The 24,934-nt window shown below is 62.4% G+C and carries 28 protein-coding genes; 15 read left to right on the top strand and 13 right to left on the bottom strand.

All coding sequences use genetic code 11. The annotated features are described in order from the left end of the window. Positions 1 to 69 precede the first annotated feature (69 nt). The 5 genes from U5A57_RS11535 to U5A57_RS11555 form a co-directional block, all read right to left on the bottom strand. Positions 70 to 360, bottom strand: coding sequence for a hypothetical protein (locus tag U5A57_RS11535; RefSeq protein ID WP_321910914.1), 291 nt, complete (start codon positions 358 to 360; stop codon positions 70 to 72). Between the two features lie 226 nt (positions 361 to 586). Then, positions 587 to 1,282 (bottom strand): dienelactone hydrolase family protein, encoded by a 696-nt coding sequence (locus U5A57_RS11540; protein WP_321910915.1) that lies wholly within the window; start codon positions 1,280 to 1,282, stop codon positions 587 to 589. 101 nt (positions 1,283 to 1,383) lie between these two features. Beyond that, entirely contained in the window at positions 1,384 to 2,067 is a 684-nt protein-coding gene (locus tag U5A57_RS11545) for an alpha/beta hydrolase (protein WP_321910916.1), read from the bottom strand. A gap of 42 nt (positions 2,068 to 2,109) precedes the next feature. Beyond that, positions 2,110 to 2,799 carry a dienelactone hydrolase family protein gene (locus U5A57_RS11550; RefSeq protein ID WP_321910917.1) on the bottom strand — a complete coding sequence of 230 codons (690 nt, stop codon included), beginning with the start codon at positions 2,797 to 2,799 and terminating at the stop codon, positions 2,110 to 2,112. A 138-nt stretch (positions 2,800 to 2,937) separates the two neighbouring features. After that, complete coding sequence (locus U5A57_RS11555; protein ID WP_321910918.1) at positions 2,938 to 4,656, bottom strand: hypothetical protein; 1,719 nt, start codon at positions 4,654 to 4,656, stop codon at positions 2,938 to 2,940. 83 nt (positions 4,657 to 4,739) lie between these two features. On the opposite strand from U5A57_RS11555, the gene U5A57_RS11560 reads away from it, so the two are divergent. Further along, on the top strand, positions 4,740 to 5,021 hold the full coding sequence (locus U5A57_RS11560) for a hypothetical protein (RefSeq protein WP_321910920.1): 282 nt from the start codon (positions 4,740 to 4,742) through the stop codon (positions 5,019 to 5,021). Between the two features lie 97 nt (positions 5,022 to 5,118). Here U5A57_RS11560 and U5A57_RS11565 read toward each other — a convergent pair whose 3' ends face one another. Next, complete coding sequence (locus U5A57_RS11565) at positions 5,119 to 6,642, bottom strand: PLP-dependent aminotransferase family protein (protein WP_321910921.1); 1,524 nt, start codon at positions 6,640 to 6,642, stop codon at positions 5,119 to 5,121. Positions 6,643 to 6,923: 281 nt separating this feature from the next. Between U5A57_RS11565 and U5A57_RS11570 the strand changes: the two genes are divergently transcribed. From U5A57_RS11570 to U5A57_RS11590, 5 genes are all read left to right on the top strand, one after another. Then, the gene (locus U5A57_RS11570; RefSeq protein ID WP_321910922.1) at positions 6,924 to 8,123 is read left to right on the top strand and encodes a pyridoxal phosphate-dependent aminotransferase; all 1,200 of its coding nucleotides are present in this window, start codon (positions 6,924 to 6,926) and stop codon (positions 8,121 to 8,123) included. 33 nt (positions 8,124 to 8,156) lie between these two features. After that, a complete protein-coding gene (locus U5A57_RS11575; RefSeq protein WP_321910924.1) occupies positions 8,157 to 8,873 on the top strand; it encodes a transporter substrate-binding domain-containing protein in 717 nt (238 codons plus the stop codon). 35 nt (positions 8,874 to 8,908) lie between these two features. Then, positions 8,909 to 9,787 (top strand): PhzF family phenazine biosynthesis protein, encoded by an 879-nt coding sequence (locus U5A57_RS11580; protein ID WP_321910926.1) that lies wholly within the window; start codon positions 8,909 to 8,911, stop codon positions 9,785 to 9,787. Between the two features lie 9 nt (positions 9,788 to 9,796). Then, entirely contained in the window at positions 9,797 to 10,012 is a 216-nt protein-coding gene (locus tag U5A57_RS11585) for an aldehyde dehydrogenase family protein (protein WP_321910928.1), read from the top strand. Between the two features lie 155 nt (positions 10,013 to 10,167). Further along, positions 10,168 to 11,145 carry a dienelactone hydrolase family protein gene (locus U5A57_RS11590; protein WP_321910930.1) on the top strand — a complete coding sequence of 326 codons (978 nt, stop codon included), beginning with the start codon at positions 10,168 to 10,170 and terminating at the stop codon, positions 11,143 to 11,145. A gap of 187 nt (positions 11,146 to 11,332) precedes the next feature. Here the strand turns inward: U5A57_RS11590 and U5A57_RS11595 are convergent, their stop codons facing one another. Further along, positions 11,333 to 12,082, bottom strand: coding sequence for an SDR family NAD(P)-dependent oxidoreductase (locus tag U5A57_RS11595; protein ID WP_321910932.1), 750 nt, complete (start codon positions 12,080 to 12,082; stop codon positions 11,333 to 11,335). A 207-nt stretch (positions 12,083 to 12,289) separates the two neighbouring features. Between U5A57_RS11595 and U5A57_RS11600 the strand changes: the two genes are divergently transcribed. The 5 genes from U5A57_RS11600 to rpsU all read left to right on the top strand — a co-directional run bounded on the left by U5A57_RS11600 (position 12,290) and on the right by rpsU (position 15,289). After that, positions 12,290 to 13,201 carry a LysR family transcriptional regulator gene (locus tag U5A57_RS11600; RefSeq protein ID WP_321910933.1) on the top strand — a complete coding sequence of 304 codons (912 nt, stop codon included), beginning with the start codon at positions 12,290 to 12,292 and terminating at the stop codon, positions 13,199 to 13,201. A 273-nt stretch (positions 13,202 to 13,474) separates the two neighbouring features. After that, entirely contained in the window at positions 13,475 to 13,678 is a 204-nt protein-coding gene (locus U5A57_RS11605; protein WP_065065051.1) for a cold-shock protein, read from the top strand. Positions 13,679 to 13,955: 277 nt separating this feature from the next. Further along, positions 13,956 to 14,180: a hypothetical protein gene (locus tag U5A57_RS11610; protein WP_321911324.1), complete on the top strand. Its 225-nt coding sequence runs from the start codon at positions 13,956 to 13,958 to the stop codon at positions 14,178 to 14,180. A 522-nt stretch (positions 14,181 to 14,702) separates the two neighbouring features. Further along, positions 14,703 to 14,969 carry a translation initiation factor IF-1 gene (gene infA, locus U5A57_RS11615; protein ID WP_321910935.1) on the top strand — a complete coding sequence of 89 codons (267 nt, stop codon included), beginning with the start codon at positions 14,703 to 14,705 and terminating at the stop codon, positions 14,967 to 14,969. 107 nt (positions 14,970 to 15,076) lie between these two features. After that, positions 15,077 to 15,289 (top strand): 30S ribosomal protein S21, encoded by a 213-nt coding sequence (gene rpsU, locus U5A57_RS11620; protein WP_321910937.1) that lies wholly within the window; start codon positions 15,077 to 15,079, stop codon positions 15,287 to 15,289. Positions 15,290 to 15,396: 107 nt separating this feature from the next. On the opposite strand, the gene U5A57_RS11625 is transcribed toward rpsU, so the two are convergent. The 3 genes from U5A57_RS11625 to U5A57_RS11635 all read right to left on the bottom strand — a co-directional run bounded on the left by U5A57_RS11625 (position 15,397) and on the right by U5A57_RS11635 (position 18,221). Next, on the bottom strand, positions 15,397 to 15,915 hold the full coding sequence (locus tag U5A57_RS11625; protein ID WP_321910939.1) for an HPP family protein: 519 nt from the start codon (positions 15,913 to 15,915) through the stop codon (positions 15,397 to 15,399). Next, on the bottom strand, positions 15,915 to 17,117 hold the full coding sequence (locus tag U5A57_RS11630; protein WP_321910941.1) for an NAD-dependent formate dehydrogenase: 1,203 nt from the start codon (positions 17,115 to 17,117) through the stop codon (positions 15,915 to 15,917). Before U5A57_RS11630 ends, U5A57_RS11625 begins: the two co-directional genes overlap by 1 nt. A gap of 156 nt (positions 17,118 to 17,273) precedes the next feature. Continuing rightward, the gene (locus tag U5A57_RS11635) at positions 17,274 to 18,221 is read right to left on the bottom strand and encodes a LysR family transcriptional regulator (protein WP_321910944.1); all 948 of its coding nucleotides are present in this window, start codon (positions 18,219 to 18,221) and stop codon (positions 17,274 to 17,276) included. A 201-nt stretch (positions 18,222 to 18,422) separates the two neighbouring features. Between U5A57_RS11635 and adh the strand changes: the two genes are divergently transcribed. Beyond that, positions 18,423 to 19,943, top strand: a complete 1,521-nt coding sequence (gene adh / locus U5A57_RS11640; RefSeq protein ID WP_321910945.1) for an aldehyde dehydrogenase — start codon at positions 18,423 to 18,425, stop codon at positions 19,941 to 19,943. Between the two features lie 58 nt (positions 19,944 to 20,001). Continuing rightward, positions 20,002 to 20,391: a DUF779 domain-containing protein gene (locus U5A57_RS11645; RefSeq protein ID WP_321910946.1), complete on the top strand. Its 390-nt coding sequence runs from the start codon at positions 20,002 to 20,004 to the stop codon at positions 20,389 to 20,391. Here the strand turns inward: U5A57_RS11645 and U5A57_RS11650 are convergent. From U5A57_RS11650 to modA, 3 genes are read right to left on the bottom strand one after another with little or no spacing between them, the layout of a single operon-like run. Beyond that, positions 20,388 to 21,098 (bottom strand): sulfate/molybdate ABC transporter ATP-binding protein, encoded by a 711-nt coding sequence (locus U5A57_RS11650; protein WP_321910947.1) that lies wholly within the window; start codon positions 21,096 to 21,098, stop codon positions 20,388 to 20,390. The genes U5A57_RS11645 and U5A57_RS11650 overlap by 4 nt on opposite strands. 16 nt (positions 21,099 to 21,114) lie before the next feature. After that, complete coding sequence (modB, locus tag U5A57_RS11655; RefSeq protein ID WP_321910949.1) at positions 21,115 to 21,789, bottom strand: molybdate ABC transporter permease subunit; 675 nt, start codon at positions 21,787 to 21,789, stop codon at positions 21,115 to 21,117. A 27-nt stretch (positions 21,790 to 21,816) separates the two neighbouring features. Further along, positions 21,817 to 22,602, bottom strand: coding sequence for a molybdate ABC transporter substrate-binding protein (gene modA, locus U5A57_RS11660; protein ID WP_321910951.1), 786 nt, complete (start codon positions 22,600 to 22,602; stop codon positions 21,817 to 21,819). A 212-nt stretch (positions 22,603 to 22,814) separates the two neighbouring features. Here modA and U5A57_RS11665 point away from each other — a divergent pair, with 212 nt between their 5' ends. Continuing rightward, complete coding sequence (locus tag U5A57_RS11665; RefSeq protein WP_321910953.1) at positions 22,815 to 23,786, top strand: hypothetical protein; 972 nt, start codon at positions 22,815 to 22,817, stop codon at positions 23,784 to 23,786. A 182-nt stretch (positions 23,787 to 23,968) separates the two neighbouring features. Next, positions 23,969 to 24,889: a LysR family transcriptional regulator gene (locus U5A57_RS11670; protein WP_321910955.1), complete on the top strand. Its 921-nt coding sequence runs from the start codon at positions 23,969 to 23,971 to the stop codon at positions 24,887 to 24,889. Positions 24,890 to 24,934 lie beyond the last annotated feature (45 nt).

The following is a 24,934-nucleotide window of genomic DNA, read 5'->3' on the forward strand; positions in this document are numbered from 1 at the left end:
AAGGAGGCCCTGCCCTGAGCCCCGCTTTTTCTTACAATATCGAAACAGCGCGCACGCAACGATGCGTAGTCAGGCAAACGCAACCTGTGCAAGATACGTTGCGAAGTAGTCATCGTCCAGCCACCCGGAAACATGCTTCGACGCCTCGATGCGCTGAATCTCTTTCTGGCCTTTATCGGTCAGCATGGCAATCTGGAGCGGCGGGAGGTACTTCGTACTGGGAGGAGGTTTCTGGTCAATGGTCTGGATCAGACCCTGCGAGCGAAGCCACGTGAATATTGCCGGTCGCTTGTGCCACGGAATTTGTCGATACAACGCGAGTCGAAGAGCTTCAAGTACAGCGCCATTGTTGAATTCCATGAGCATCCTTCTGGTGGTCGGCTGAAACGTCCGGCTGGCACTGAGTACACACGGTAGCACATGAAGCGGCTCTTTTCGATGACATTCGGGCTCTAACAACGGAATTCGAGAAACGCGTCGTGAGCGGTGGCCGACTCTCGACGAGAAATCGTCGCGGGTCAAAAAAGCGCTCTGGCGCATTCTGGGCTGCTCGCCGCCAAGGCCGAGCAGCCAGCGTCCGCAAGGATCATCGTAGCGCCCGATTCAGGAAATCGCGGGTTCGACCGTTGGCCAGGGCGGCGGCGGCGGGATCGTAGTGGGCGCCATTGTTGCGCGAGAACGCGTGACGCTGGCCGGGGTAGCTGTACACCGAGACATTCGGTTTGCCAGCGAGAGCCACCTTGATTGCCTCTTGCGCTGGCCTGGAGATGAACTCGTCCTCCTCCCCCAGGTGCATCAACAGTGGCGCATGAAGGCCCGCTACCTCGGCAAGGTAGCTTTCGGTGTCGCTGCCGTGGTAGGCCACGGCGGCATCGACCTCAGAGCGGACCGCGGTCAAAAAGGCCATCAGGGCGCCAAGACAATAACCCAGCACGGCGACCTTTCCGGTGCACCCCGATAGCTCGGCCGTGGTCGCAACGGTGTCCTCGATGTCCCTCACCCCGGCGTCCCGATCGTAAGCCTCGTACAGACGCAGCCCATGCTGCCAGTCAGGTTCTGATCTGACGTCGAGGTCGACGCCAGGCGCTTGCCGCCAGTAAAGATCGGGCGCCACCGCGATGAAGCCCAATCCGGCCAGGTCATCACAATGCTTGCGGATATCGGCGTTGACCCCGAACACTTCCTGCAGGACGACGACAGCCGGCGCAGGCAGATCGGCCGGCCGCGCAATATAGGCTCCGAAGGCGCCGTCCCGGCCCTCGATGACGATACGACTTTCCATCGCTTTCTCCTTCGACGACCACGTTTGACAGATTCCAGCCGATGTCCGCGGAACGCGCCACGCCGAGCGTCGGTGCGAGCCTTGCCCGGGAGCGCCTCGCTCTAGCGGGCGGCGACCGCGGCGCAAGCCTTGCGGATCACGTCGAGCACCGCTTGCGGCTGCGAGAGCATCGGGACGTGGCTCGCCTTGAGCTCGACGGTTGTGGCGCCCATGCGCCTCGCGGCGAAGCGTTCCAGGTCCGGATGGACGGTTCTGTCCTCTGTGGCGACAATCGACCAACTCGGCTTCGTACGCCAGGCGATTCCGTCGTGCTTCTGGTTGAAGAGGTCGAGTGCCGGCGCGAAGTGAGTCGCATAGACGACCGCCTGCTCGTCCGGCAACAGGTCCTGAGCGAACGCCGCCGGGCCGGAATGCTTCAGCCAGACGCGACCGTTGGCCACCTCGATGTGGTTGAAGACTTCGGTCTTCGGGAATTTGTCCTGCTGACCCTGCGACGTCTCGGTCTCGTCCGGGCCCAGGGCGGCGATATACACCAGAGCGGCGACCTTGGGGTCCATGCCGGCATGGGTGATGACCGTTCCGCCGTAGGAGTGGCCGACCAGCACCACCGGGCCTTCGACCCGTGCGATCGTGCGAACGGTCGCGTCGACATCGCCTTTCAGCGTATCCAGGCCATATTGCGCGGCCATCACGTCGTGCCCCTCCGCTTTCAGCGTCGGGATGAGCTTCTGAAAACAGGACCCATCGGCCCAGATACCGTGCGCGAAAACGATACTCGGTTTCATTGTGTTCTCCTAAGGTGAGTGCTTGCGGGGGTTGCGGGCCTCCTACTCAAAAAGATGCTGCTTGAGGAACTCGACGGTTCTGGCGTTGGCCCTGGCAGCCGCCTTGGCGTCGAAGCGCGAGCCGCTATGCCGCGCGAACGCATGCGAGCAGCCGGCATAAGTCCGAATCTCGACGCCGAGCGGCGTAAGGCTATCGCGGATCGCCTTCTGCGCGGCGGGGCCGATGTACTCGTCCTGCTCGCCCAGGTGAAGCAGCAGCGGCCCACGCACTGCCTGCGCATCGCCGAGGAATTCATCCGTTCTCGCGCCGTAATAGCCGACACCGGCATCGACGCCGACGCGCGTAGCAACCAGATACGCAAGCAGTCCGCCGAGGCAAAAGCCGACCACGCCGACGCGTCCGGTGCACCAGGTCATGGCGCGTGTCTGCTCGACCGTCGCTTGCACGTCGGATACGGCCTGGTCGAGATCGAGCGCCTCGTATAACGCGTGCGCCAGCGGCCAGTCGGTCTCGCCGGACAGCTCGACGCGCGGCTGTTGGCGCCAATACAGGTCGGGACTCACCGCGATGAACCCCTTCGCTGCGAGTTCGTCACAGGTCATGCGAACGTCGGCGTTGACGCCGAACGCTTCCTGCACGACCACCACGGCGGCCGCAGGTCCCGATCGGGGCTCTGCAAGATAGGCGTAAAAGGCCCCGTCGGGTACAAACACTTCGACGCAAGACGCCATGGCCAGCTCCCTCTGCACGGGCGTACAACGTAGGCTAGCCGCCGGCGGATGCAGGCGTGAGTGAATCGTGGTGAATTGCCGTGAATTCTCGCTGCTGGCGCGGGCGAGGTATGCCGGGATCGTGGCCGACCGACTCGACTATCTGTCGATCATCGCTCGTGCCTCTACGAGGTCATACGTTTTGAATCCTTCGGTGAACGACTCAACAATGCGCGCGAGCACCGCGTGGGATACATGGACGGGTTCTTCGCGGTGCAACTTCGCGAGGCTCAAAGCCGTGCGCAGCTGCCAGGCGCACGCGCCCTGGCGCAGCGCGAGTTGAAATGATCGTTGAAAAAGCGCTTCGGCGGCCGACGCCGCACTCGTACCGAACTGGGCGAGCATGAGTTCGCCTTTGGTTCGCAGCAACTCGGGCAGACACCACCGCTCATCGTTGCGCGACGATTGCTCGATTGCCTCATCAACGGCACGCTGCGCCGCGTGCAGTTCACCGATGCTTCCGAGAGCGGCACTGACCTCGCAGAGTGCAGCAGTGTGATACAGCGCGAACCCGGCGCTGCGAAGCTCGTTGATCGCTTGCGAAAGTAGTTTGATTCCCTCGCGTGTGTGGCCGACCTTGATATGAAGAATGCCGCTGAAGCAACGCCCCATGGTCTGCCAGAGCCGCAATTCGTGCCTGGCGGACTGCTCGAGCAGCAACTGTACGTTACGCTGCGCTGCCTCGAAGTCGCCCACGAGCAGCGCGACCGCGCACGCGGATTGCCCGAGCGCATAACACAGCGATAAAGAATGGTTGTGCGCCAATGCCTCTTCGACGCTTGCCTCGGCTTCGCGAAACGCCTGATCGGGGTACCCCTGCACCCAGAGAATCCGCGAAAAAAAGCCTCTGCCGGCCACGACTTGATCGAACTGAAAGCGCAAGATCTGCGCTTTATGGGTTGCGGTGGGCGGCCGGCTCAGCATCCTCTCGAAGTGAGTGCGCGCCGCGCCCTGCTCACCGAGGAAATAGAGAGAGGTTCCCACCAGCCGGTCCCCGACGAACGAAGCGACGGGATCGTGCACCTCCGAGGCAAGCTGCGCGAACTGCTTCGCAAGGGTCAACCCGGATCCGTGGTTGTCGCCCGTGACCGTGTCGACCCAAAGCCCCCAAAGCGCACGTAAGCGATAGTCCGTGTCGTCCAATCGCTCGGCAAACTGCAACACCCTGGTCCATACCGATCTCGCTTCCGGACCGGGTCCGATCGAATACAAGGCGACGCCGAGGGCGCTAAGGAGTTGCATTTCGATTCTGTCGTCGACGATCTTCGCTGCGGACATGGCCTCGATTGCGCGGTAAATGCGGATCCGGCACTCGTTCATCAGCGAGAGCTTCAGCCAAAGCGGAACCGATGCGATCGAGAGCTCGATACCGAGATTCGGATCGCCTCCCTCGGAGAAGGCCCAGTCGAGGGCTGCGCGGACGTTGTCCGCAACATTGCCCCGCGCACCGCGTTGAATGCCGTCCAACAGCTTTTGATCGGCTTCCTCCGCCTGCTGCAAAAGCTGCAGGTAGTAGTTTGCGTGCCCCCGCGCCAGCGCTTCGATTTCGCCGAGTTCGAGAAGGCGTTTGCGTGCGTACGCAACGGTCGTATCAAGCAGTCTGTAGCGCGTGACGCCGCTGCCGATATCAGCAAAGACCAGCGACTTGTCGACGAGATTGGCGAGGATGCCGAGCATGTCTGCGGCGGTGATGGAATCATTCGCTGCGACCCGGGCGGCCGCCTCCCGATCGAAATAGCCCGCGAAGATCCCCAATCTCCTGAAGACGATCCGCTCGCCTTCCGGGAGCAGGTCGTAACTCCAGTCGAGCGTGACCATCAACGTCTCGTCGGCTCTATCAGGATCGACCCAAGCGGTACGCCTATTGCATCACTGACAAGACGCGCGAACTCGACGGGGTGATGCTGACCCTTCGCTTGTGGGGAATGCGGCACTGCGGGCTCGAACCAGAAGCTGAAAGCGCATTGACGATGACGCATCGTCGGACTGGCGCGATCATCGACGCCGACTGGCAACCTGAGCAAGCCGACCTGCCTTTCACCTTCAGCCAGGTTGAGAGCCAGATCAATCCGTCATGGGCGGCCGAGCGAGCCGCTCGCGCAGAGGCCTTTGCTGTCGAGCGGAAAAATCAGGTTTCCAGACGTGCCCCACGAAAACGCAAAACCGCCTCTGTCGAGAATTGAGCTTCCATGTCTGACTGCATGCACGGGATCATAGCGGCCTTGCGGGCGTGAATTGAACGCGATGAGAGGTCGATCGCGCGCGCTTGCTTCCGGCCTGTCACCCATCGGAAAATCGTTCGCGGCTGTTTCGGACTCCGGACGGCAATCTGCTCAACTTCGTTACGCCAGTCTCATTCGCCAACGCCGACTGGCGCGCGAGCTGTGCGCATGCGAGCCGGCCAAGGCGGCGGACGCCGTCTTCCATACGCTCGTCCCAGTCGTGCCCGGCGCTCAGGCGAAGGCAATTGCGAAAGCGCCGGCTCGCCGAAAAAACATCGCCGGGTGCGAAGCAAATGCCTTGCTCGAGCGCCTCGTCGAAAAGCGCGCGCGAATCGAAGCGTCTTGGCAATTCGAGCCATAGTACAAAGCCGCCTGCTGGCCGGCTGACTTTCGTTTCGGCGGGGAAGCTTGCCTCGATGGTACGGGTCATGCGCGCCAGGTTCTCTTCGAAGATTCGGCGGATGCTGCGCAAGTGCGAATCGTAGGCGCCACTCTCGAGGAAGTCTGCGAGTGCGATCTGAGGCAAAACCGGGCAGCAGAGGCTGAACGCGAGCTTGCGCTCCATCACTTGCTGCGTGTAGGCGCCGGCCGCAATCCACCCGACCCGGTATCCGGGGGCAAGCGATTTCGAAAACGAGCTGCAGTAGATCGTATTGGCGCCGCCATCGAGTGCGATGAACGGCTTCGGCCGATCGCGACCGAAGTGAATGTCACCGTAGACGTCGTCTTCGATGAGCGGTACGGCGTGCCGCGCCAGCACGGCGAGAAGCGCAAGTTTGTCGGCTTCGGCCATCGCGGAGCCAAGTGGATTGTTGAAGCTCGACGACAGCAAACAGGCCGCCACCGGTTCGGTCTCCAGCAAGCGTGCGAGTGCACCGACGTCGATGCCGTGCGTCGGGTGAGTCGGCAGCTCGAATGCCTTCAGGCCGAGCATCTCAATAGTGTGAAGGAATCCGAAATAGGTGGGAGATTCGATTGCGATCGTATCGCCGCGACTGGCGACAGCCGAAAGCGCGAGCGTGAGCGCCTCGGTGCAGCCGCAAGTCACGAGCACGTCGTCGGGCGACAGCGCGTGCCCGACGCGCATCGCGCGCCTTGCGATCTCCCGCCGCAGGCGCGGTTCGCCGTGCGGCGGGCTATAGGTGTTGTAGCGCATACCGTGCTGTCGCGCAGCGCGCGCGAGCCCGAGGTCGAGCCGCTTCGATTGCAGCAGCGCGGCGTCGGGCACGGCACAGCCAAGAGGAACGAGCGTCGAATTCGATGCGTGCTCGAGCAGCGCCGCGACCGCTGCACTGATCGACACCGTCGACGCCTTCGCGCGCGGCCGCGAGGCCGACGGCAATGCGAGGGCGCCACGGCGCGCGGCCGCGACGTAGAAGCCCGACTGCGGACGCGAGACAAGAATGCCCCGATCTTCGAGCATGCGATACGCCTGCAACGCCGTGGAAACGCTCATGCGGTGCTGCTCGCTGATCGCGCGCACCGAGGGCAGCCGCATGCCCGGTGCGAGCGCGCCGTTGTTGATCATGCCGACGATGAGTTCGGCCAGTTGCTCGTAACGAAACGGCGTGTGCGTGTCCATGTAAGCGCTCGTAGCGGAATCAACCCAGATTATCGACGTCGCGCCGCGACTCGCCAAGGGAAATTGTGTTGGTCGATTCTCCGGAAAATTGTGACTGTTATGGTCCGCGAGAGAACGCTACGATGCGTGCTATGCAATCGCGTCCGATGGAACCCGATGCCGTAGCGCAGCAAGGCCCTGCGCACGGCTGGGATTTCCGTCACGGCATGGCGGGAGCGGTCGCCCGGAGGCTCCCAATGCGTCGTCTGACGAATGACTCACGGCAAAGGCAAGGTACAAGCATGAACGCACTCCAACAGGCTTTCGATGAAAAGCGCGGGACTGGCTTCGACGAAGCGCATGCCCACGCATGGCGCGGGAGATTTCCGCGCAACGAGATCATCTCGCTGCTCGATGTGAATCGCCCATTCAATCTGGCGGAGAGCACGTCGCAAGACTTGACGGTCGGCGCATTGCTGGACCTGGCGGGTCTGGACGGCATACGCAATCTGAAACTCGGCTATGGAACCTCGGCAGGTTCGTTGGCGCTGCGCGAAGCCATCGCAGAAGGCTGCGGCGTGCCGGCCGAGCAGATCATCACGACACAAGGCACTGCGCTCGGGCTCTTCCTGCTCGCTTTCGAAGTCTGCCGGCCCGGCGACGAGGCGGTCCTCGCAACGCCGTGCTTTCCGCCAAGTCGTGACTGTCTGCTCGGAGCCGGCGTCGACGTCCGCGAGATCAAGCTCTCGTTTGAGCATGGCTATCGGCTGGATCTGGAACAGATCGAGGCAAGCCTGTCCTCGAAAACGAAGCTCGTCAGCCTCGCCTCGCCGCAAAATCCCGCTGGCGTCCAGACGTCTCGCGCCGACATCGAGAAGCTGCTTGTGCTGATGGAAAGGCACTCTCCGGAAGCGATACTTTTCGTCGACGAGACCTATCGGGAAGCCGCTTATGGCGACAACGCCGTGGCCGATAGTTTTGCGGCGCTCGACGCGCGCATCGTCACCGGCGCATCGGTATCGAAGGCGCTCGGCGCGCCGGGCTTGCGCACCGGCTGGCTCACGGTGGCAGACAGCGATCTTCGGGCGCGTTTGACTGTCGCCAAGATGAATACCGTGATCTCGGGTTCCGTGCTCGACGAGACGCTCGCCACCGTCCTTTTGCGTCACAGGGAAGGTGTGCTCGCGCCGCGCCGCCAGTTGCTCGCCCACGCGCTCAAGGAACTGACGCAGTGGTGCGAGAGCGAGCGCGAACGCATCGAATGGGTCCGGCCCGACGCAGGCGCGCTGTGCTGCGTGCGCCTGCGCGCCGAGGCATTCGACGAGGCTGCCGTCTCGCGCTTCTGGGATCTGTTGCCAGGTCGTGATCTGCAACTGGCATCCGGCGCATGGTTTGGCGAGAGCAGCCGCGTATTCCGGCTGGGCTTCGGCTATCTGCCGCCTGCGCGCCTGCAACCCGCGTTGTCTGCGCTCTCGTCGGTTCTGGACGCTGCTGCTGCCTGACACGCCATTGCCCTGAACATGTGGAGTACTACTATGAAAGTAAGCGTCGCCTATCTCGAGGAGCCCCCCTTCTACTGGACCGGTGAAGATCATCGCGCGACGGGCGCCGACATCGAGCTGGCCGACGTGGTGCTGCGAGCGATCGGTGTGTCCGCGATCGAGCATCATTTGACCTCGTTCGATGAACTGCTGCCTGGCGTGCAGGATGGTCGCTGGGACATGAACGTGCCCATTTTCGTGACGGCCGAGCGCGCGCTACGCGTTGCATTCAGCGCGCCCGTATGGTCGCTGGCCGATGGCTTTTTGCTTCGCCATGGCAATCCGAAAGCGCTTGCAAGCTACCGGGCCGTCGCCGCGCACAACGACGCGCGGCTCGGGATCGTTTCCGGGACGGTTCAGTACGATGCGGCCATCTCGGCGGGCGTGAGCGATAGCCAGATCGTGGCCTTCAAGGACCAGCCTCTCGCGCTCGACGCGCTGCTCGCAGGAAAGATCGACGCCTACGCGAGCACGGCGGTGGGAAGCCGTGCCCTCGCCGGTGCCAATCAGGCACTGGAAGTGGTTGCGCTCGAAACGAACAAGGAAGGCGGAGTACCTGTCGGCGCCTTTTCGTTCAACCAGAACAATCATGCGCTTCTACAGGCCGTGAACGAACAGCTTCGAAAATACCTTGGCTCGGCGGATCATCGTACCCGCATGGCGAAATACGGTCTCACCCGGACCGAACTCGACAGCGTGAGCGCAGCCTGAGCTAGGCGAGTCAGCGCAATTCAGATGAGGAGAACATGAATCGATCCTATAACGTTGTCGACGTCTTTTCCTCCCAACCGCTGCTAGGCAATCCAGTGGCCGTAGTCATGGACGCGCAGGGCCTCACGGTCGACGCGATGCAGGCTATCGCGAGATGGACGAACCTCTCGGAAACGACGTTCGTCCTTCCCGCCACGACAGCCGACGCCGACTATTGCTTGAAGATTTTCACGCCCCGTAGCGAGCTTCCTTTCGCAGGGCATCCGACGCTGGGCAGTGCGTACGCCCTCCTGGAAGCCGGGCGCGTCATACCTCGCCGAACCGGCCGATTGACTCAGCAATGCGGAATCGGCCTGGTCGAATTGACGATCGGAGCGCGTGAGGCAGATCGCGAACTCCACTTCCGTCTGCCGCCTGCGAAGCTCGAGCCAGTTCACACGGCGGAACTAGCGGAGCTGGAGCGCATTCTCGGCTGCAAAGTGGACCTGAAGGCTGCGCCGGGGATCGTGAACGTGGGTCCCATCTGGATCGTGGCACAACTAAACGATGCGGCTTCCGTACTCGCGCTTCGACCTGATCTCGCGAGACTGGCAGAGCTCGAGCGCCGCCTGGGTGTGACGGGTTTGACCGTATTCGGCGCTCGCGAGCGCGGCGACGACGCGGCTATAGAAGTGCGCACATTTGCACCCTCTTGTGGTGTGGACGAGGACCCTGTCTGCGGAAGCGGCAACGGCAGCGTCGCGGCCTTCCAGTGGCAGCGCGGCCTGTTGCCGGCCGGCGGAACCGATTACGTGGCGGCTCAGGGACGCTGCGTCGGCCGGGCTGGCAAAGTCAGGATAAGCGTGGACGCGAACGGAACCGTGAGCGTCGGCGGTTCCTGCGTCATTTCCGTGGAAGGCTCGCTTACGCTTTAGACGCCAACCGTGCGCAAGGCAGCCGACGAACTGGAAGCCGGCGGGGTCATGATCAACGACTCATCGGATTACCGGATCGATGCCATGCCGTTCGGCGGCTTCAAGTACGGCAGCCTCGGCCGCGAAGGTGTCAGGTTTGCCTACGAGGAAATGACTCAACCGAAAGTCGTGTGTATCAGGAGAACGACGGATAGAAACCAGAAGCATGCAGCAACGGCCCGATAAGGACGAGCCGCCAAGTCTCGCGTTAGTGGCTATTGCAACTGTCTGATAGCGATTCTCGCAGCAGAACACCAAGACAATCGACCGCTCTCTCCACGTCTTCCTATACTGGACTTCGTAAGTCATTGCGTGATCCAGCACCGAAGACGAGGAATGCCATGTCGAAAGCAAACATCACTGCGCTCATCCAGATCGCCTTGATCTGCATTGGCAGCTGTCTCGCGAACGCCGTGCACGCGCAGGTCACGCGAATGGAGGTCATCCCGATTCCGTCCGTGACGCTCACCGACCAGGAATTCCTGAGCGGCCGCGAGGATGGCAAACCTGTCACGGTGGCAGGCGAGCTTCGGATTCCCCGGCCCGGCACGGACCGGCTGCCGCTTGTCATTATGCTGCATGCTTCTGGCGGCGTCGGCAGCAGCGTCACAGACTGGGAGGAGTACTTTCTTTCGCTCGGTGTTGCGACCTTTGTGATCGACAGCTTCTCGGGCCGCGGGATCGTCAGCACGATCAACGATCAATCGCAACTCGGCCGCCTTGCACAGACCGAAGATGCCTATCGCGCGATGGCGGCGCTTGCGAAGCACCCGAGAATCGACCCGAACCGGATCGTGCTCATGGGATTCTCGCGTGGCGGGCAGAACGCGCTTTATGCAAGCCTGAAGCGGTTCCAGAAGATGCACGCCCAACCCGGCACCCAGTTCGCGGCGTTTATCGCGTTCTATCCTGACTGTACCTACACCTATCTCGAAGACGAGGATGTCGTTTCCAGACCGGTTCGCATTTTCCAGGGGACGGCAGACAACTACAATCCAGTCGCGCCCTGCCGCGCCTATGTGGAACGTCTAAAAACGAAAGTGAGCGATGTCCAGTTGACTGAGTACGTCGGCGCCAGCCATTTCTTCGACGCGCGAGCACTCAAGCAACCGCTGCAGTTACCCCAAGCACAGACCACGCGTAACTGCGCGGCTGTCGAGGTCGAAAACGGGCTGGTCGTCAACGCCAAAACGAGGCAACCGTTTAGTTACAGCGATTCGTGCGTCGAGCGCGGGACAACCATCGCGTACGACGAGAATGCGGCGGCCAAGGCCAGGGAAGCAGTCAGCGAGATCGTCAAAACCGTGCTGAAGCCCTAGGTTCACGTTGGCCACGTCCAAGGTCTGGCGCCTCGCGTAGTCACAAGGCAACTCGAAACGCGGCAATGGGTTCGCGAACCTGGTTCAGCTACGGCCGACTGCGCCTGGCACCAGCCGGCCATCCTCGTGTTATCACAGGCATGGGCGGAATCGATCGAAAGCGGATATCCGCCCTGCCTCGGCCCTATCAGACCTGGGCCATGCCGCCGTCCACGAAGAGCTCGGTTCCGTTGATGAAGCTGGCCGAGTCCGAAGCGAGGAAGGCAACCGCCTTGCCGATTTCTTCAGGCTCACCCAGGCGGCCGAGCGGCACTTGCGCAGCCAGCGCGTCGTACAGCCCCTGACGGGCTTCGTCGGGCACGAGGCCGCCAAGGCCAGGCGTGCGGATCGGGCCCGGGCTGACGACGTTCACGCGAATGCCACGTTCCTTCAGGTCCAGCGCCCACGAGCGGACGAAATTGCGCACCGCCGCCTTGCTCGCGCTATACACGCTGAAGTTGGCCGTACCGGTTACCGACGTGATGGACGATGTCAGGACGACCGATGCGCCGTCGACCAGCAGCGGCAATGCCTTCTGCACGGTGAACAGCACGCCGCGCACATTCGTCCCGAAGATCCGGTCGAAATGCTCTTCGGTGATGGCGCCGAGCGGCAGCATGTCCCCGCCGCCGGCATTCGCAAAGAGGATGTCGAGCTTGCCGGCCGTTTTGGCGATCTGGGCGTAGACCTCGTCCAGATCCGACAGCACCGAGGCGTCCGCCCGGATGGCCGTGGCCGCCGGGCCGATGGCCGCTACCGCGGCGTCGAGTTCGGCCTGCCGGCGGCCGGTGATGAACACACGCGCGCCCTGCTCCGCGAGTTCCTGCGCTGCGGCGAGGCCAATGCCCGTGCTGCCGCCCGTGACGAGTGCGATCTTGCCGTTCAGTTGCTTGCTCATGATGTGCTCCGTTGCGTGGTGTGAAAGGGATCTGCAAATGCGTTCGACCGTGTTTTCGTCGCTGCCTGAGTCCGTCGCGCACTGCATGGAAAGCACTTTAGGGAAAAGCGGTTTTTTGATAAATATGGAAACAATGAAATGACTATCCACCGCCATGTATAATCGACGCACCTGACATCCGGTCGGGTTTTCGGGAGTCCCTTCGCGATGGATCAGTTGCTGGCAATGCGGGCTTTCAGCCGCGTGGTGGAAGCGGGCAGTTTTACGCGAGCCGCGGAGTCGCTCGACATACCCAACACCACGATGAGCAAGCTGGTTCAGGAGCTCGAGGCGCACCTCGGCGTAAAGCTGCTCCAGCGCACAACGCGCAAAGTCACCGTAACGCCGGAAGGTCAGGACTACTACGCCAAGGTCACGCGCGTGCTTCGGGACCTCGAAGACATCGATTCGTCGTTCAGCGTGGCACGGAGCAATCCGCGCGGCAATTTGCGCATCGACGTTGGCGGCTTGACGGCACGCGACGTGCTGATTCCCCTGCTTCCGGACTTCATGGCACGTTACCCGGACATCCGAATCGATCTGGGCGTCGCCGACCGCTCGGTCGATCTGATCGGCGACAACGTCGATTGCGTCATCCGGGGCGGCCCGCTCGACAACTCATCGCTCGTCGCGCGCAGTATCGGCGAAGCGACGATGGTGACATGCGCCACGCCCGCCTATCTGAAGCACTATGGCGTTCCCGCGTATCCGGACGAGTTGAGAAATGGACACCGGTTGATCGGCTACATCTCCACCCAGACCGGCAGGGCCATGCCATTTCGTTTCGAGCACAAAGGCGAGCGCACCGAGATAAAAATCGAACACCGGCTCGGCATCAACGAAAGCAATGCGCATCTGGCCGCCGGCGTCGCGGGACTCGGGATCGTTCAAACTTTTGCTCATGCCGCCGATTCCGCGCTGCGGGATGGATCGCTCGTGGAGATACTGAAGAAATGGCGGCCGCCGTCGTATCCGTTTCATGTCGTGTATCCGCAGAACCGGTACGTAACCCATCGTTTGCGGGTGTTCATCGACTGGCTTCTCGAATATTTTCCCGCCAGGGTCCGAGGTATCGAGTAGCCGTCGCTGTAACAGGTGCATGCGGCTGGCGCATGCGCCCAGCCGGGCAAGGGCCGCATCGCTTCGTCTGCAAAACGGGCCGCATGGGGATTCAGTTACAAGATACTTATTGACGCCGGCCCAGCCGTCGGGTAATGTGCCGGGCGAAGGTCAGGAAGTTCGATTGCTGTTCATCAATTGCTCGCCTCCCGGCGGTATTCGTGGTCCTCTCCCTCCTTGTCGCTTCAGGCGCTCTTTAAGAGCAAATTTTCGTTTTTTTCTCAAGGATTCTTCATGGAAACCGGTACCGTTAAGTGGTTCAACGACAGCAAAGGCTTTGGCTTCATTACCCCGGACAAGGGCGGCGACGACCTGTTCGCTCACTTCTCCGAGATCAAGACCGACGGCTTCAAGACGCTGGCTGAAAATCAGAAGGTGAGCTTCGAAACGAAGCAAGGCCCGAAGGGTCTGCAAGCGGCTAACATCAAGCCGCTGTAAAGTTTGAAGGGCCCGGCATCCGACAACGGACGCCGGGCTGCAGCGACACCCTCGCGGAGCTTTGTCTCCCATAGTTGGCGCAATCGCTTTTTGCTGCACCTGCTCGTTCAGCAGCGTGCCACGCGCCACACGCCTCGTTGCACCTCATTCTCCCCTCTGGCTTCAACGCCCTTTTTCGCTCTCCGACTGTTTCAGATTCGGCTTGCAATGGCTTTGGATCGGCGCATCCGTGCACATTTCGCACGGCACACGCCTATCGAACATCAATAAAATTAAAATGCAAAACAAACACGTTCAACAATACAACGGCTATGCCGTCCAACCCTCGGCGCATCGTTTGCCCGACGGTAGTTTTTCCTCAAACCTGTTGCTCGAACGCACCGATAGCGCGCGAGCCGAAGGCTGCTACCAGTTTTATTCGCTCGATTACTTCGCGAGCGAGGAGCAGGCGCTGCAGCACTCGGCACGCTGGGCACGCAATTGGGTCGACACGCGCGGCTAAAGGCAACGCCACGATTCGAAGTACCCAACGCATCTGCGGCACCAGGGCGCGCGCAAGCAAACGCGCCCAAGCATCGCGCGCGATCCCGCACCGCGCCTCGTCGGCACACACGGCCGACAACATCTTTCCTTCTGGCCCCGCCGATAGTGGCAGGCAGACGGCGGCCTTCGGTTACAATGCAGGGTTCGTTTGCTTCGCACAGCACTTAAGCGACACGTGTTGGTTAGCGGCGAACTTTCCTTTGATCGATAGTTCAGTGAGGCCGGCGATAACAGTGCTCGCTGGACTGCACGCCCCGACTCGCATCGGAGCTGTATTGCGAGCCGCCGCGTCTGACCCCATCCCCTCGCGTATCTGATTCGCCGCCCGGACACGGCGGTGTCAGCGACTTCCCGGACGCAAGGGCTGCCCAGCAAACTCCTTGCTTCTCACTACCGCGCGAGCGCGTGTCGATCAGCGCTCGCGGCGTCTACCTCAATGCAGCACCGACCCCATGTCCCGCCAATTGATCAGGAACCTTGAATGGCCAAAGAAGAACTGCTGGAACTCGACGGTATCGTCGACGAAGTACTGCCAGACAACCGCTACCGCGTCACGCTCGACAATGGTGTGATGGTAGCGGCGTACGCTTCTGGTCGTATGCGCAAGAATCACATTCGCATCATTGCAGGCGACCGGGTAACGCTGGAACTCTCGGTGTACGATCTCACGAAAGGACGAATCAATTTTCGTCATAAGGATGACCGCAGCGGCGGCGCAACGCAAAGACCTGCATTTCGCCGTCGTTGATCGCGCGGTACGCGAGCGTCGACTGTGACCCTTACCGGTACCACGACGCTGCGTGCACATCCAGATCACCATCCACTATTGCTGCTGGATTTCAACCAGGAAAACAATTGACTACCGTAATTCTGAAACCTGACGAGCCCGTGGAAGTTGCATTGCGTCGTTTCCGTCGCGCAATCGAGCGCACTGGCTTGATTCCGGAGCTTCGCGCCCGGACAGCCTATGAAAAGCCGACCGCAGTACGCAAACGCAAGAAGGCTGCCGCAGTGGCACGCCTGCGCAAGCAGATCAAACGGTCGTTGCCGCCGAAAAAGCGCTACTGACCGGGAATGGCTGGGCAGCCGTGCTGAAACGGCCGTCCAGCGCCCAGCCGGTGCCACGCATCACCTGCGTGTGGGCCAAGCGGCCCTGATCCAGGCACGCTCGAGAATCACCCTGCCCGGTTTGGCCACGTGCCGCGCTTGACGATTGCCCAATACAGCCAGCCGATCAATACCAGCGACACCGCGCCAGCCATCGTTGGGAGTGCCAGGAAAGACCATCCTGGCTGCGCCGCGAAGATAATGACCGGATTGCTGCCGGCCGGTGGATGAACTGTGCGCGTCATCATCATCAACATCAATGCGCACGCTGCGGCGCCTGCCATCGGCACGTATCCCGGGCCAAACAGATGCAAACACACCAAGCCCGTCAACGACGTCAGAACGTGTCCTCCGACAACGTTTCGCGGCTGAGAAAACGGGCTTGACGGAAAGCCGAACAGCAGAACGCAGGTGGCCCCGAATGAACCGAGAATCCACGGTTCCGAGGTCGTCTGCGCCAGCATGCCCACGAGAGCCAACGCCACGAACGCACCCAGGCCAGCAAGCAGTATTCTCACCGCCTGGGCGCACCACGTAGAGGCCCCGTTGGTGCCGGCGGGTGCGGCAGACGGGGTCGTCATCGACATCAGGCCACCTTGAAGCGGGCCGCTTCTTCCGATCCCTTAGTCGCGTTGCCCGCGCTGTACGAGTGCGCACCCACACCGGCGAGCTTGCCACCCTGCACGATCAGATATTCGTCGCGAATCGGGCGGCCTTCGAAGTAGCACTCGAGGATCTCGCGCGTTCCCGCTGCGTAGCGGGCCTGTGCGGAGAGGCTGGTGCCGGAGATGTGAGGCGTCATCCCCTGATGCGGCATGCTGCGCCACGGATGATCCGCCGGTGCCGGCTGAGGGAACCACACATCGCCGCCGTAGCCCGCCAGCTGACCGCTTTTCAGCGCATCGACGATCGCGTCGCGGTCGCACAGCTTGCCTCGAGCCGTATTGATCAGATAAGCGCCGCGCTTGAAGTTCTTCAACGTCGCCGCGTTGATCATGTGTTCGGTTTCCGGATGCAGCGGGCAGTTCAGCGTGACCACGTCGCACACGCGGGTCAAGCTTTCGAGGCTCGTGTGATGGGTGAGATTGAGCTCCTTCTCCACCGATTCGGGCAGGCGGTGACGATCGAGGTAATGCAGCTTCATGTCGAACGGCTTGAGCAGGCGCAGCACGCGCAAACCGATACGGCCTGCCGCCACCGTGCCGACATGCATGCCCTCGACGTCATACGAGCGCTCGACGCAATCGGCAATGTTCCAGCCGCCTTCATTGGCCCAGTTGTGCGACGGAATATAGTTGCGCACGAGAGCGAGCGTCGTCATCACGACGTGCTCGGCCACGCTGTTACTGTTGCAATAGGTGACTTCCGCCACGGTGATCCCGCGATCCATGGCCGCCTGTAAATCGGTGTGATCCGAACCGATCCCGGCGGTGACGATCATCTTGAGCTTCGGGGCCTTCGCAATGCGCTCGGCCGTCATGTACGCCGGCCAGAACGGCTGCGAGATCACGATTTCGGCGTCGTGCAATTCGCGGTCGAGCACGCTGTCGGCGCCGTCTTTGCTGGAGGTCACCACCAGCTGGTGGTCGTTCGACTCCAGATACTTGCGCAGGCCTAGCTCGCCTGACACGCAGCCCAGCAAATGCCCCGGCGTGAAGTCGATTGCGCGGGGCGTCGGCGTGGTCTGCCCGTCGGGATAGCGCGTGATTTCAGGAAGGGTGTCACGGGCGTACTGCTTCGGCATACCGTTGACCGGGTCGTCGTACAGCACACAAACAATTTTTGCCACGATATCTGTCTCCACTCTGATGGGCGAGGAACCGGAAGCGCCGTGGGCGCCACCGGCTGTCCGATCGCGCTACCTGCGACCGATCGACGGACAGAGTGTCGACGAGAAGCGGAATGCAGATCCAATCTTTTCGACGTATCACCTGATAAGTGCGGCTTATGAAACGCTCGCCGGCACTTCACCAATCGCGCGCGGCCGATCGAGGAATGCGTCGAACCTCGTTTGCAGATCGAGGTGTTTCGCCGCCCGCCACAGGGCTGCCACGAGCGGCGGACGGGACGGAAGGTCGCGGGCTATCAGCCCGATCTCCCGGGTGAGTTCGGGCTCGAGCGGAGTGACCGTGTCCCGCCCGGTACTGTCGTTGACGCACAGCACGCTATGAGGCAATACCGTGTGAAGCCCTGCATGCAGGACATTCGACATCAAGGTGAGCAACGAGTCAGCCTCGACAACGACTTTGGGCTGAACGCCCGCGCGACGAAATGCGGCGTTGATGACCTGGCGGTTCTGCATTGAGGAGTCCAGAAGACCAAACTGCAAACCGCCCAGTGCGTCCCAACGCGCGGCACCGGTGCGTGCATGCTCACCCGATCCGGATGGCGAGACGAGGACATAGCGTTCGCGGTAGAGCGGCAGCACCTCGAATCCGGCCTGTGTGTGATCGTCGAGATAGGTGAAGCCAACGTCGAGCTCATATTCGTCGAGCTGCCGCAATATGGCGTCCGAACTCAGCGAGCGCACCGCATAGCGGAGCATGGGATGCGCTTCACGGCAGCTTGCGATCATGAGGCTCACGACTGGCATCGTCGTGGGAATCACCCCGATCCTCACGGTGCCGGTCAACAGGTTCGAAGCGCAGACGTCCTGCCTCATATGGTCGAGGGCCGCGATCGTCTGCCGTGCCCAACCTAGCACGCGCTCGCCTTCCTCGGTGAACCCGAGAAAGCGGCGGCCGCGCCTCACGATCACGAGACCCAGTTCGTTCTCGAGACTGCGTATCGCGGACGAAAGTGCCGGTTGCGTCACGTTGCAAAGCTCCGCAGCGCGCGCGAAATGCCGCTCCTTTGCCAACGTAACCAGGTAGTTGAGTTGCCGGATGAACATCGCGCGTTTCGCCCCTCGATATATTCGGTGATATATTACGCGAATTCTTCCCCGGTGCCGACCTGGCGCCGGCGCTGTCGCTCCTGGCTTGTGCGGCGCAAAACCAAAACTTCGGAAATTGTCCGAATAGGGGCGTAGTATTCCTTGCGATATAACGAAGCGGTCCAACCCCTGTTCGGCCGATATGCGAGGAGCACGCCCATGAACCACGCAGAACTGCAATATCTCACCACGGAATATCCCTTCCGCAAGCAATACGACAATTTCATCGGCGGGCAGTGGGTCAAGCCCGTCGGCAATGAGTACTTCGACAACATCTCGCCGGTCACGGGCGAGCCGTTCACGTCCATCCCGCGCTCGCGCGAAGCCGACATCGAGTTGGCGCTCGACGCCGCCCACAAGGCGAAGGACGCCTGGGGCCGCACCGCCCCCGCCGACCGCGCGAATCTGCTGAACAAGATCGCCGAGCGCATCGAGGCCAACCTCACGCGGCTCGCGGTGGCGGAAACCATCGACAACGGCAAGCCGCTGCGCGAGAGCATGGCCGCCGATATTCCGCTCGCGATCGACCACTTCCGCTATTTCGCGAGCGCGATCCGCGCGCAGGAAGGCGCCATTTCGCAGATCGACGACAGCACGGTCGCTTACCACTTTCACGAGCCGCTCGGTGTGGTGGGCCAGATCATTCCGTGGAATTTCCCGATCTTGATGGCCACGTGGAAGCTCGCGCCGGCGCTCGCCGCCGGCAACTGCGTCGTGCTCAAGCCCGCCGAGCAAACGCCGGCCTCGGTCCTCGTGCTGATCGAGCTGATCCAGGACCTGCTGCCGCCCGGCGTGATCAATGTGGTGAACGGTTTTGGTCTCGAAGCGGGCAAGCCGCTCGCCTCGAACAAGCGCATCGCGAAGATCGCCTTCACGGGCGAGACCACAACGGGCCGGCTCATCATGCAGTATGCGAGCCAGAACATCATTCCCGTCACGCTGGAGCTGGGCGGCAAGAGCCCCAACATCTTCTTTGCCGACGTGATGGATCACGACGACAGCTTTCTCGACAAGGCGCTGGAAGGCTTCACGATGTTCGCGCTCAATCAGGGCGAAGTGTGCACGTGCCCGTCGCGTGCGCTCGTCGACGAGAAAATCTACGACCGGTTCATGGAGCGCGCGCTCAAGCGCGTGGGCGCGATCGTCCAGGGGCATCCGCTCGATCCGAAAACGATGATCGGCGCGCAGGCCTCGCAGGAGCAGCTCGAGAAAATCCTCTCGTACCTCGATCTCGGCAAGCAGGAAGGCGCGCAATGCCTCACGGGCGGAGAGCGCAACCCGCTCGATGGCGAGCTGAAGAATGGCTACTACATCAAGCCAACCGTGTTCCGCGGCCACAACAAGATGCGCATTTTCCAGGAGGAAATCTTCGGGCCAGTCGTCTCGGTCACGACGTTCAAGACCGAGGAAGAAGCGCTGCAAATCGCCAACGACACGCTCTACGGGCTTGGCGCCGGCATCTGGACGCGCGACGGCACGCGTGCCTACCGCTTCGGCCGCGCGATCCAGGCGGGGCGTGTATGGACGAACTGCTATCACGCCTACCCGGCGCACGCGGCGTTTGGCGGCTACAAGCAATCGGGCATCGGGCGCGAGAACCACAAGATGATGCTCGACCATTATCAGCAGACGAAAAACCTGCTGGTGAGCTATAGCGACAAGCCGCTCGGCTTTTTCTGATGTGTGCTGCGCGCCTCGCCGCGTGAGGCGAGGCGCGGAACGGTTGGGAGAGCTGACCATGGCCGAAAAGGTGTCCCGCGTCGTTGCAACGCCGGCGGCCGTCGCGCTGATCCAAAAGCTGGTGGCACAGCACGGCCCAGTGCTTTTCCACCAGTCGGGCGGCTGCTGCGACGGCAGCGCGCCCATGTGCTTTCCCGCGGGCGAGTTCATGGTCGGCAATGCCGATGTGAAGCTCGGCGTGATCGCGGGCGCACCGTTCTACATGAGCGAATCGCAGTTCGAATACTGGCAGCACACGCAGCTCATTATCGACTGCGTGCCAGGCAATGGCGGCATGTTCTCGCTGGAGCGCCCAACCGGGCTGCGCTTTCTCACGCGCTCGCGGCTGTACGACGACGCGGAATCGGCGTGGCTCGATCATCATCCGGTCGAGCGCGTGCAGGGCTAAGGCATCGCGCGCGTTCGATACGTGAGCGCATCCGGCAGCGCCTCGGTGTCGACGTGCCCGTCGATGAGCGGCACCACCTCGTCGCCAAACGCGGCGACATCTTCGGGGTCGTGCGTGATGAGCAGCATGGGAATGTCCAGGCGCGTCTGCAGCGCCAGCAGTTCGCGGCGCATACGTTCGCGCAGCGCGTGATCGAGCGCCGAGAATGGCTCGTCGAGCAGCAGCAGCTGCGGCTTCGAGACCAGCGCCCGCGCGAGCGCCACGCGCTGTTTCTGGCCGCCCGAAAGGTGCACGGGATGGCTGCCCGCCACGCCACGCAGCTCGAGCGCATCGAGCCAGTATTCGACGTCGGGATGCGCATCGCGGCGCGCCGGATTGAACCATCCCTTGTGCAGCCCGAACGCAATGTTCTGCTGCACATTCAGATGGGGAAACAACGCGTAGTCCTGGAACAGATACGCGATCCGGCGCATCTGCGGCTTCAGGTCGATGCCGCTCGCGCTGTCGAACAGCGCTTGCCCGCCCAGACGAATCACGCCTTCGTCGGGCCTCAGGAGGCCCGCGACCGCCTGCAGGGTCAGCGTCTTCCCCGAACCCGATGGGCCGAACAGCACGACGCGCTGTGCGTGCGTTTCGAACGCGACGTCGAGCAGAAAACGGCGTCCGGCGGATTCGAGCGTTTTACGGACAGCGACGGTCAGGGACATGGCGCTAAGCGTGAGATCAACGCGAGGTCAACAGCGAGTGCTGCGGCACCAGCCTGCCCGCGAGCACGAGAATCACGACGCACGTGACCGAGGTGACGACCACGAGGAAATTCGCCGTGCTGTCGTCGCCCGCCTGCACAGCCGAATAGATCGCAACGGAAAGCGTTTGCGTGCGGCCCGGCAGATTGCCCGCGATCATCAGCGTCGCACCAAACTCGCCGAGCGCGCGCGCAAATGCGAGCAGCGTGCCTGCCACGATGCCGCGCATGGCGAGCGGCAGCGTCACGCGAAAGAAGATCGCGGCCTCGCTGATGCCGAGCGTGCGCGCAGCACGCTCCAGTTGCGGATCGACCGATTCGAATGCGGCGCGCGCCGACTTCAGCACGAGCGGGAACGCCACGACCATCGACGCCAGGACGGCGCCTTGCCACGTGAACACGAGCTGGATGCCGAGGCTGTCGAGCCAGCGGCCAAATACGCCGCGCCGCCCGACCAGCACGAGCAGGTAGTACCCGAGAACCGTGGGCGGCATGACGAGCGGCAGCGTCAGCAGCGAATCGAGCAGGTCTCGCGCGCCGGAATGCCAGCGCGCGAGACCGTAGCCGGCGGCCACGCCGAACACGACGTTCAATGCCGTGGCCCAGCCGGCGACCTTCAGCGAGAGCAGCAGCGGAACCCAGACCTGTCCCATGAGGGTCGCTCCTCTTGCGCGGGCGGATCAGTGCGCCGTGCCGGCCGGCTTGAAGCCATACTTCGCGAGTATGGTCTGCCCGGCGGGCGACAGCACGTAGGCGATGAAGGCCTTCGCATCCGCTGCATGGCGGCTGCCCTCCACGAGTGCAATCGGATAAGTCACGGGGGTTTGCGTCGGCACGGTCAGTGCGACCTTCACGCGCTCGGGCATGATCGCGGCGTCGGTGGCGAACACGAAGCCCGCGTCGACCTCGCCACGCGAGACGTAATCGAGACTCTGGCGCACGTCGCCCGCCAGCACGCTCTTCGCGTTCACCGCGTCCCACAGGCCCGCCGCTTCGAGCGCGCCTTTCGCGTAGCGGCCGATCGGCACCGACGCCGGATCGCAATACGCCACGCGCTTCACGCCCGGTTGCGCGAGGGCGTCGAGCGACGTCGGCATGAACGAACTGTCCTTCGGCACGATCAGCACCAGCGCATTGGCCGCGAAATCCTGGCGCGTGGCGGGATCGACCACCTTCTCGGCGACGGCCTTGTCCATCGCCTTCTGGTCTGCCGACGCGTAGACGTCGGCGGGCGCGCCCTTCACGATCTGCTGCATCAGCACGTCGGAGGCGCCGAAGTTCAGCAGTACCTTCGTGCCCGGGTGCTGCTGCTCGTATGCCGCGCCAATCGCCTTGAACGCATTGGTGAGGCTCGCCGCGGCGGAGACGATGAGCTCGTCGGCGCGTGCGTTCGCGCAAACGGCCATCATGCCGACGCCGATGACGAACAATGTCTGCTTCAGAAAACGTGGGAACGATACGCGCATGGTCTGATATCTCGAGATTAATGAATCAACGTGAAAGCAATGTAATGTTCCGGAATCGAAATATTACACTGTATATAGCGATAGTCGAGCTTGGCGCGCTGATTCAGAATATCTAGCCGTTGCATGACGAACGCGCTATCGACGTAGAATCCGTTTTTCTGCGCTCCGGAGTTGCGATGCGCCCTCACCCGAACGCCATGCCAGGAGCCGTCATGCCGGGAATCACGTTATCGAGAGCCTTCGGCGTGGGCCGCGCCGCGCGGCGGCTTACATGGCACGCGCTGGCAGCAACGCTCCTCGCCATCGCGGGCTGTCACAGCGCGCCATTTTCTGCACCCACGCGCGTCGACCTGAACGCCCAGCCGAACGCAATCGCCGTGCGCCCCGGTGACGGCGCGCTATTCATCACCGACGACCGGAGCAACGACATCCTGTGGTCTTCGAACCAGTCGGACTTCCGCCCGTATGCCAGCCTGCCCGCTATCGCGGGTCAGCCCAACAGCCTCAGCCAGTTCGTGTTCCTGCGGCCTGACGCACTGCTCGCCCAACGATTTGGCTTTGGCAAGACAGGCGCCCTCTTCGTCGTTTCCGCCGCCGGTGACGCCCATGCCCTGAGCGGTCCGGCTTCCGGGCGACGCAGACTGGGACTCGTATCGATCGGTCCCGGCCGTGCGCTGTCGAGCTGGTTCATCAAGCGGGAAAACGAGCCGCCAACGGGCGGCGTCAGCCTCGTGAGCTACGACCTGACGACATACGCCGCTACCGAGCGCGATCTCGTCAGTGGTCTTGCGAAGCCTGTGGGAATCGCGGTCCACGGCGGCGCGCTGTTTGTCGCGGACCAGGGCGCGGGTGAGATTCTGCGCTACGACCTCGCCGAATTGCTGGCCAAACCGGAGCCCTCACACAGCGGCACGGCGTTCGCGAAAATCGAAAGCCCGGACCTGCTCGCCGCCGATGCATCCGGAGCGCTCTACACAAAATGTGGCGCGCACGGATTCTGCCGCATCACGCCGGACGGCACGGTGTCGAGCCTCGCCGACGACTTCCAGGACGCGCGTGGCGTAGCCGTCGACGAGACGCGCCACGTTGTCCTTGTCGTGGACCGCGCGAAAGGCGCAAACGCAACGACCAGCGCCATCCGCGCGTTCGCGCTAGCGAGCAGCGAGGCAAGCGCGGATCACTGAGCGCTAGCGCGCGGCCGCATGAATTCGTGCATGCGGCCTCGCACATAGTGCAGATGCACCTTCCGTTATAAGCCCGAATCTGCAAGGCACACACGCGTGGCCAGGCATTTCCCCGGAATTGACGCACCGTTATATCGAACCGTATATAGCTAGGAACGGCGTCAATCGAAACGGTGTTCTGCATGTCCCGGGAAGTCATCGACTCTTATCTGCTGAAGGTTCTCCATACGCTCATCTGCGAAGCCAGTGTCTCGCGCACTGCCGCGCTGCTCGGCCAAACGCAGCCGGCAATCAGCGTCGCACTACGCAAACTGCGTGCGATGACGGGCGATCCGCTCCTCGTGCGCAGCGGCAGCCACATGGTGCCCACGACGCACGCGCTCACGCTGATCGAGCCCACGGCGCAGGCGCTGGCGGGCATCGCCGCCGTACTGCATCCCACCACGGCATTCGATCCCGCCACGACGCGCAGGACTTTTCATATCGGTTCGCCCGACTATCTGGACGTGTTTTTCCTGCCCGCTATCGTCGATGCGTTCCATACCGAAGCGCCGCGCGCACGTATCGAGTTTCAGCATCTGATGATGGTGAATGGCGGCTACGAGCATGGTCTGGAAAGCGGTGCGCTCGACCTCGTGATTGGCAACTGGCGCACACCGCCCGAGCATCTGCACCTCCAGCCGCTGTGCAAGGACGAACTCGTCTGCCTGATGCGTGCGCAACACCCGATCAAGCCCGGCAAGCTGACCCGGGAGAGGTATCAGGAGGCCGCGCATCTGGCCGTCACCACGCATCATGCGGCGGGACTCGGCACCATCGATATCGAACTGGGTCGCAGCGGCCTGTCGCGCAACGTGACGACCAGCCTGCCGTACTTCGGCATGGCGCCGTATGTGCTGATGCGCTCGAACCTGCTTTTCACGACCACGCGCGCGCTGGCCGCGCACTACTGCAATCTGCTCGATCTGCGCATGGAGCCCATTCCCGGCGAGCGCCAGGCACTCACCTATTACCAGCTTTGGCATGACCGCACGCATCGCGGTGCGGCCGCAATCTGGCTGCGCCACCTCGTGGCCCAGATCGCCAAGGGACTCGCGCGATAAATTTCGGAACCCGAATCATTTTAAAAAGAACCGCGAGCATGGCTC

It is taken from the genome of Paraburkholderia sp. J11-2, assembly GCF_905220185.1.
GTDB lineage: Bacteria > Pseudomonadota > Gammaproteobacteria > Burkholderiales > Burkholderiaceae > Paraburkholderia.

What these genes read in the sequence shown, in the direction of transcription:
- U5A57_RS11535 (WP_321910914.1), bottom strand. Translation starts at nt 360, where the DNA reads ATGGAATTCAACAATGGCGCTGTACTTGAAGCTCTTCGACTCGCGTTG.
- U5A57_RS11540 (WP_321910915.1), bottom strand. Translation starts at nt 1,282, where the DNA reads ATGGAAAGTCGTATCGTCATCGAGGGCCGGGACGGCGCCTTCGGAGCC.
- U5A57_RS11545 (WP_321910916.1), bottom strand. Translation starts at nt 2,067, where the DNA reads ATGAAACCGAGTATCGTTTTCGCGCACGGTATCTGGGCCGATGGGTCC.
- U5A57_RS11550 (WP_321910917.1), bottom strand. Translation starts at nt 2,799, where the DNA reads ATGGCGTCTTGCGTCGAAGTGTTTGTACCCGACGGGGCCTTTTACGCC.
- U5A57_RS11555 (WP_321910918.1), bottom strand. Translation starts at nt 4,656, where the DNA reads ATGGTCACGCTCGACTGGAGTTACGACCTGCTCCCGGAAGGCGAGCGG.
- U5A57_RS11560 (WP_321910920.1), top strand. Translation starts at nt 4,740, where the DNA reads ATGCTGACCCTTCGCTTGTGGGGAATGCGGCACTGCGGGCTCGAACCA.
- U5A57_RS11565 (WP_321910921.1), bottom strand. Translation starts at nt 6,642, where the DNA reads ATGGACACGCACACGCCGTTTCGTTACGAGCAACTGGCCGAACTCATC.
- U5A57_RS11570 (WP_321910922.1), top strand. Translation starts at nt 6,924, where the DNA reads ATGAACGCACTCCAACAGGCTTTCGATGAAAAGCGCGGGACTGGCTTC.
- U5A57_RS11575 (WP_321910924.1), top strand. Translation starts at nt 8,157, where the DNA reads ATGAAAGTAAGCGTCGCCTATCTCGAGGAGCCCCCCTTCTACTGGACC.
- U5A57_RS11580 (WP_321910926.1), top strand. Translation starts at nt 8,909, where the DNA reads ATGAATCGATCCTATAACGTTGTCGACGTCTTTTCCTCCCAACCGCTG.
- U5A57_RS11590 (WP_321910930.1), top strand. Translation starts at nt 10,168, where the DNA reads ATGTCGAAAGCAAACATCACTGCGCTCATCCAGATCGCCTTGATCTGC.
- U5A57_RS11595 (WP_321910932.1), bottom strand. Translation starts at nt 12,082, where the DNA reads ATGAGCAAGCAACTGAACGGCAAGATCGCACTCGTCACGGGCGGCAGC.
- U5A57_RS11600 (WP_321910933.1), top strand. Translation starts at nt 12,290, where the DNA reads ATGGATCAGTTGCTGGCAATGCGGGCTTTCAGCCGCGTGGTGGAAGCG.
- U5A57_RS11605 (WP_065065051.1), top strand. Translation starts at nt 13,475, where the DNA reads ATGGAAACCGGTACCGTTAAGTGGTTCAACGACAGCAAAGGCTTTGGC.
- U5A57_RS11610 (WP_321911324.1), top strand. Translation starts at nt 13,956, where the DNA reads ATGCAAAACAAACACGTTCAACAATACAACGGCTATGCCGTCCAACCC.
- infA (WP_321910935.1), top strand. Translation starts at nt 14,703, where the DNA reads ATGGCCAAAGAAGAACTGCTGGAACTCGACGGTATCGTCGACGAAGTA.
- U5A57_RS11625 (WP_321910939.1), bottom strand. Translation starts at nt 15,915, where the DNA reads ATGTCGATGACGACCCCGTCTGCCGCACCCGCCGGCACCAACGGGGCC.
- U5A57_RS11635 (WP_321910944.1), bottom strand. Translation starts at nt 18,221, where the DNA reads ATGTTCATCCGGCAACTCAACTACCTGGTTACGTTGGCAAAGGAGCGG.
- adh (WP_321910945.1), top strand. Translation starts at nt 18,423, where the DNA reads ATGAACCACGCAGAACTGCAATATCTCACCACGGAATATCCCTTCCGC.
- U5A57_RS11645 (WP_321910946.1), top strand. Translation starts at nt 20,002, where the DNA reads ATGGCCGAAAAGGTGTCCCGCGTCGTTGCAACGCCGGCGGCCGTCGCG.
- U5A57_RS11650 (WP_321910947.1), bottom strand. Translation starts at nt 21,098, where the DNA reads ATGTCCCTGACCGTCGCTGTCCGTAAAACGCTCGAATCCGCCGGACGC.
- modB (WP_321910949.1), bottom strand. Translation starts at nt 21,789, where the DNA reads ATGGGACAGGTCTGGGTTCCGCTGCTGCTCTCGCTGAAGGTCGCCGGC.
- modA (WP_321910951.1), bottom strand. Translation starts at nt 22,602, where the DNA reads ATGCGCGTATCGTTCCCACGTTTTCTGAAGCAGACATTGTTCGTCATC.
- U5A57_RS11665 (WP_321910953.1), top strand. Translation starts at nt 22,815, where the DNA reads ATGCCGGGAATCACGTTATCGAGAGCCTTCGGCGTGGGCCGCGCCGCG.
- U5A57_RS11670 (WP_321910955.1), top strand. Translation starts at nt 23,969, where the DNA reads ATGTCCCGGGAAGTCATCGACTCTTATCTGCTGAAGGTTCTCCATACG.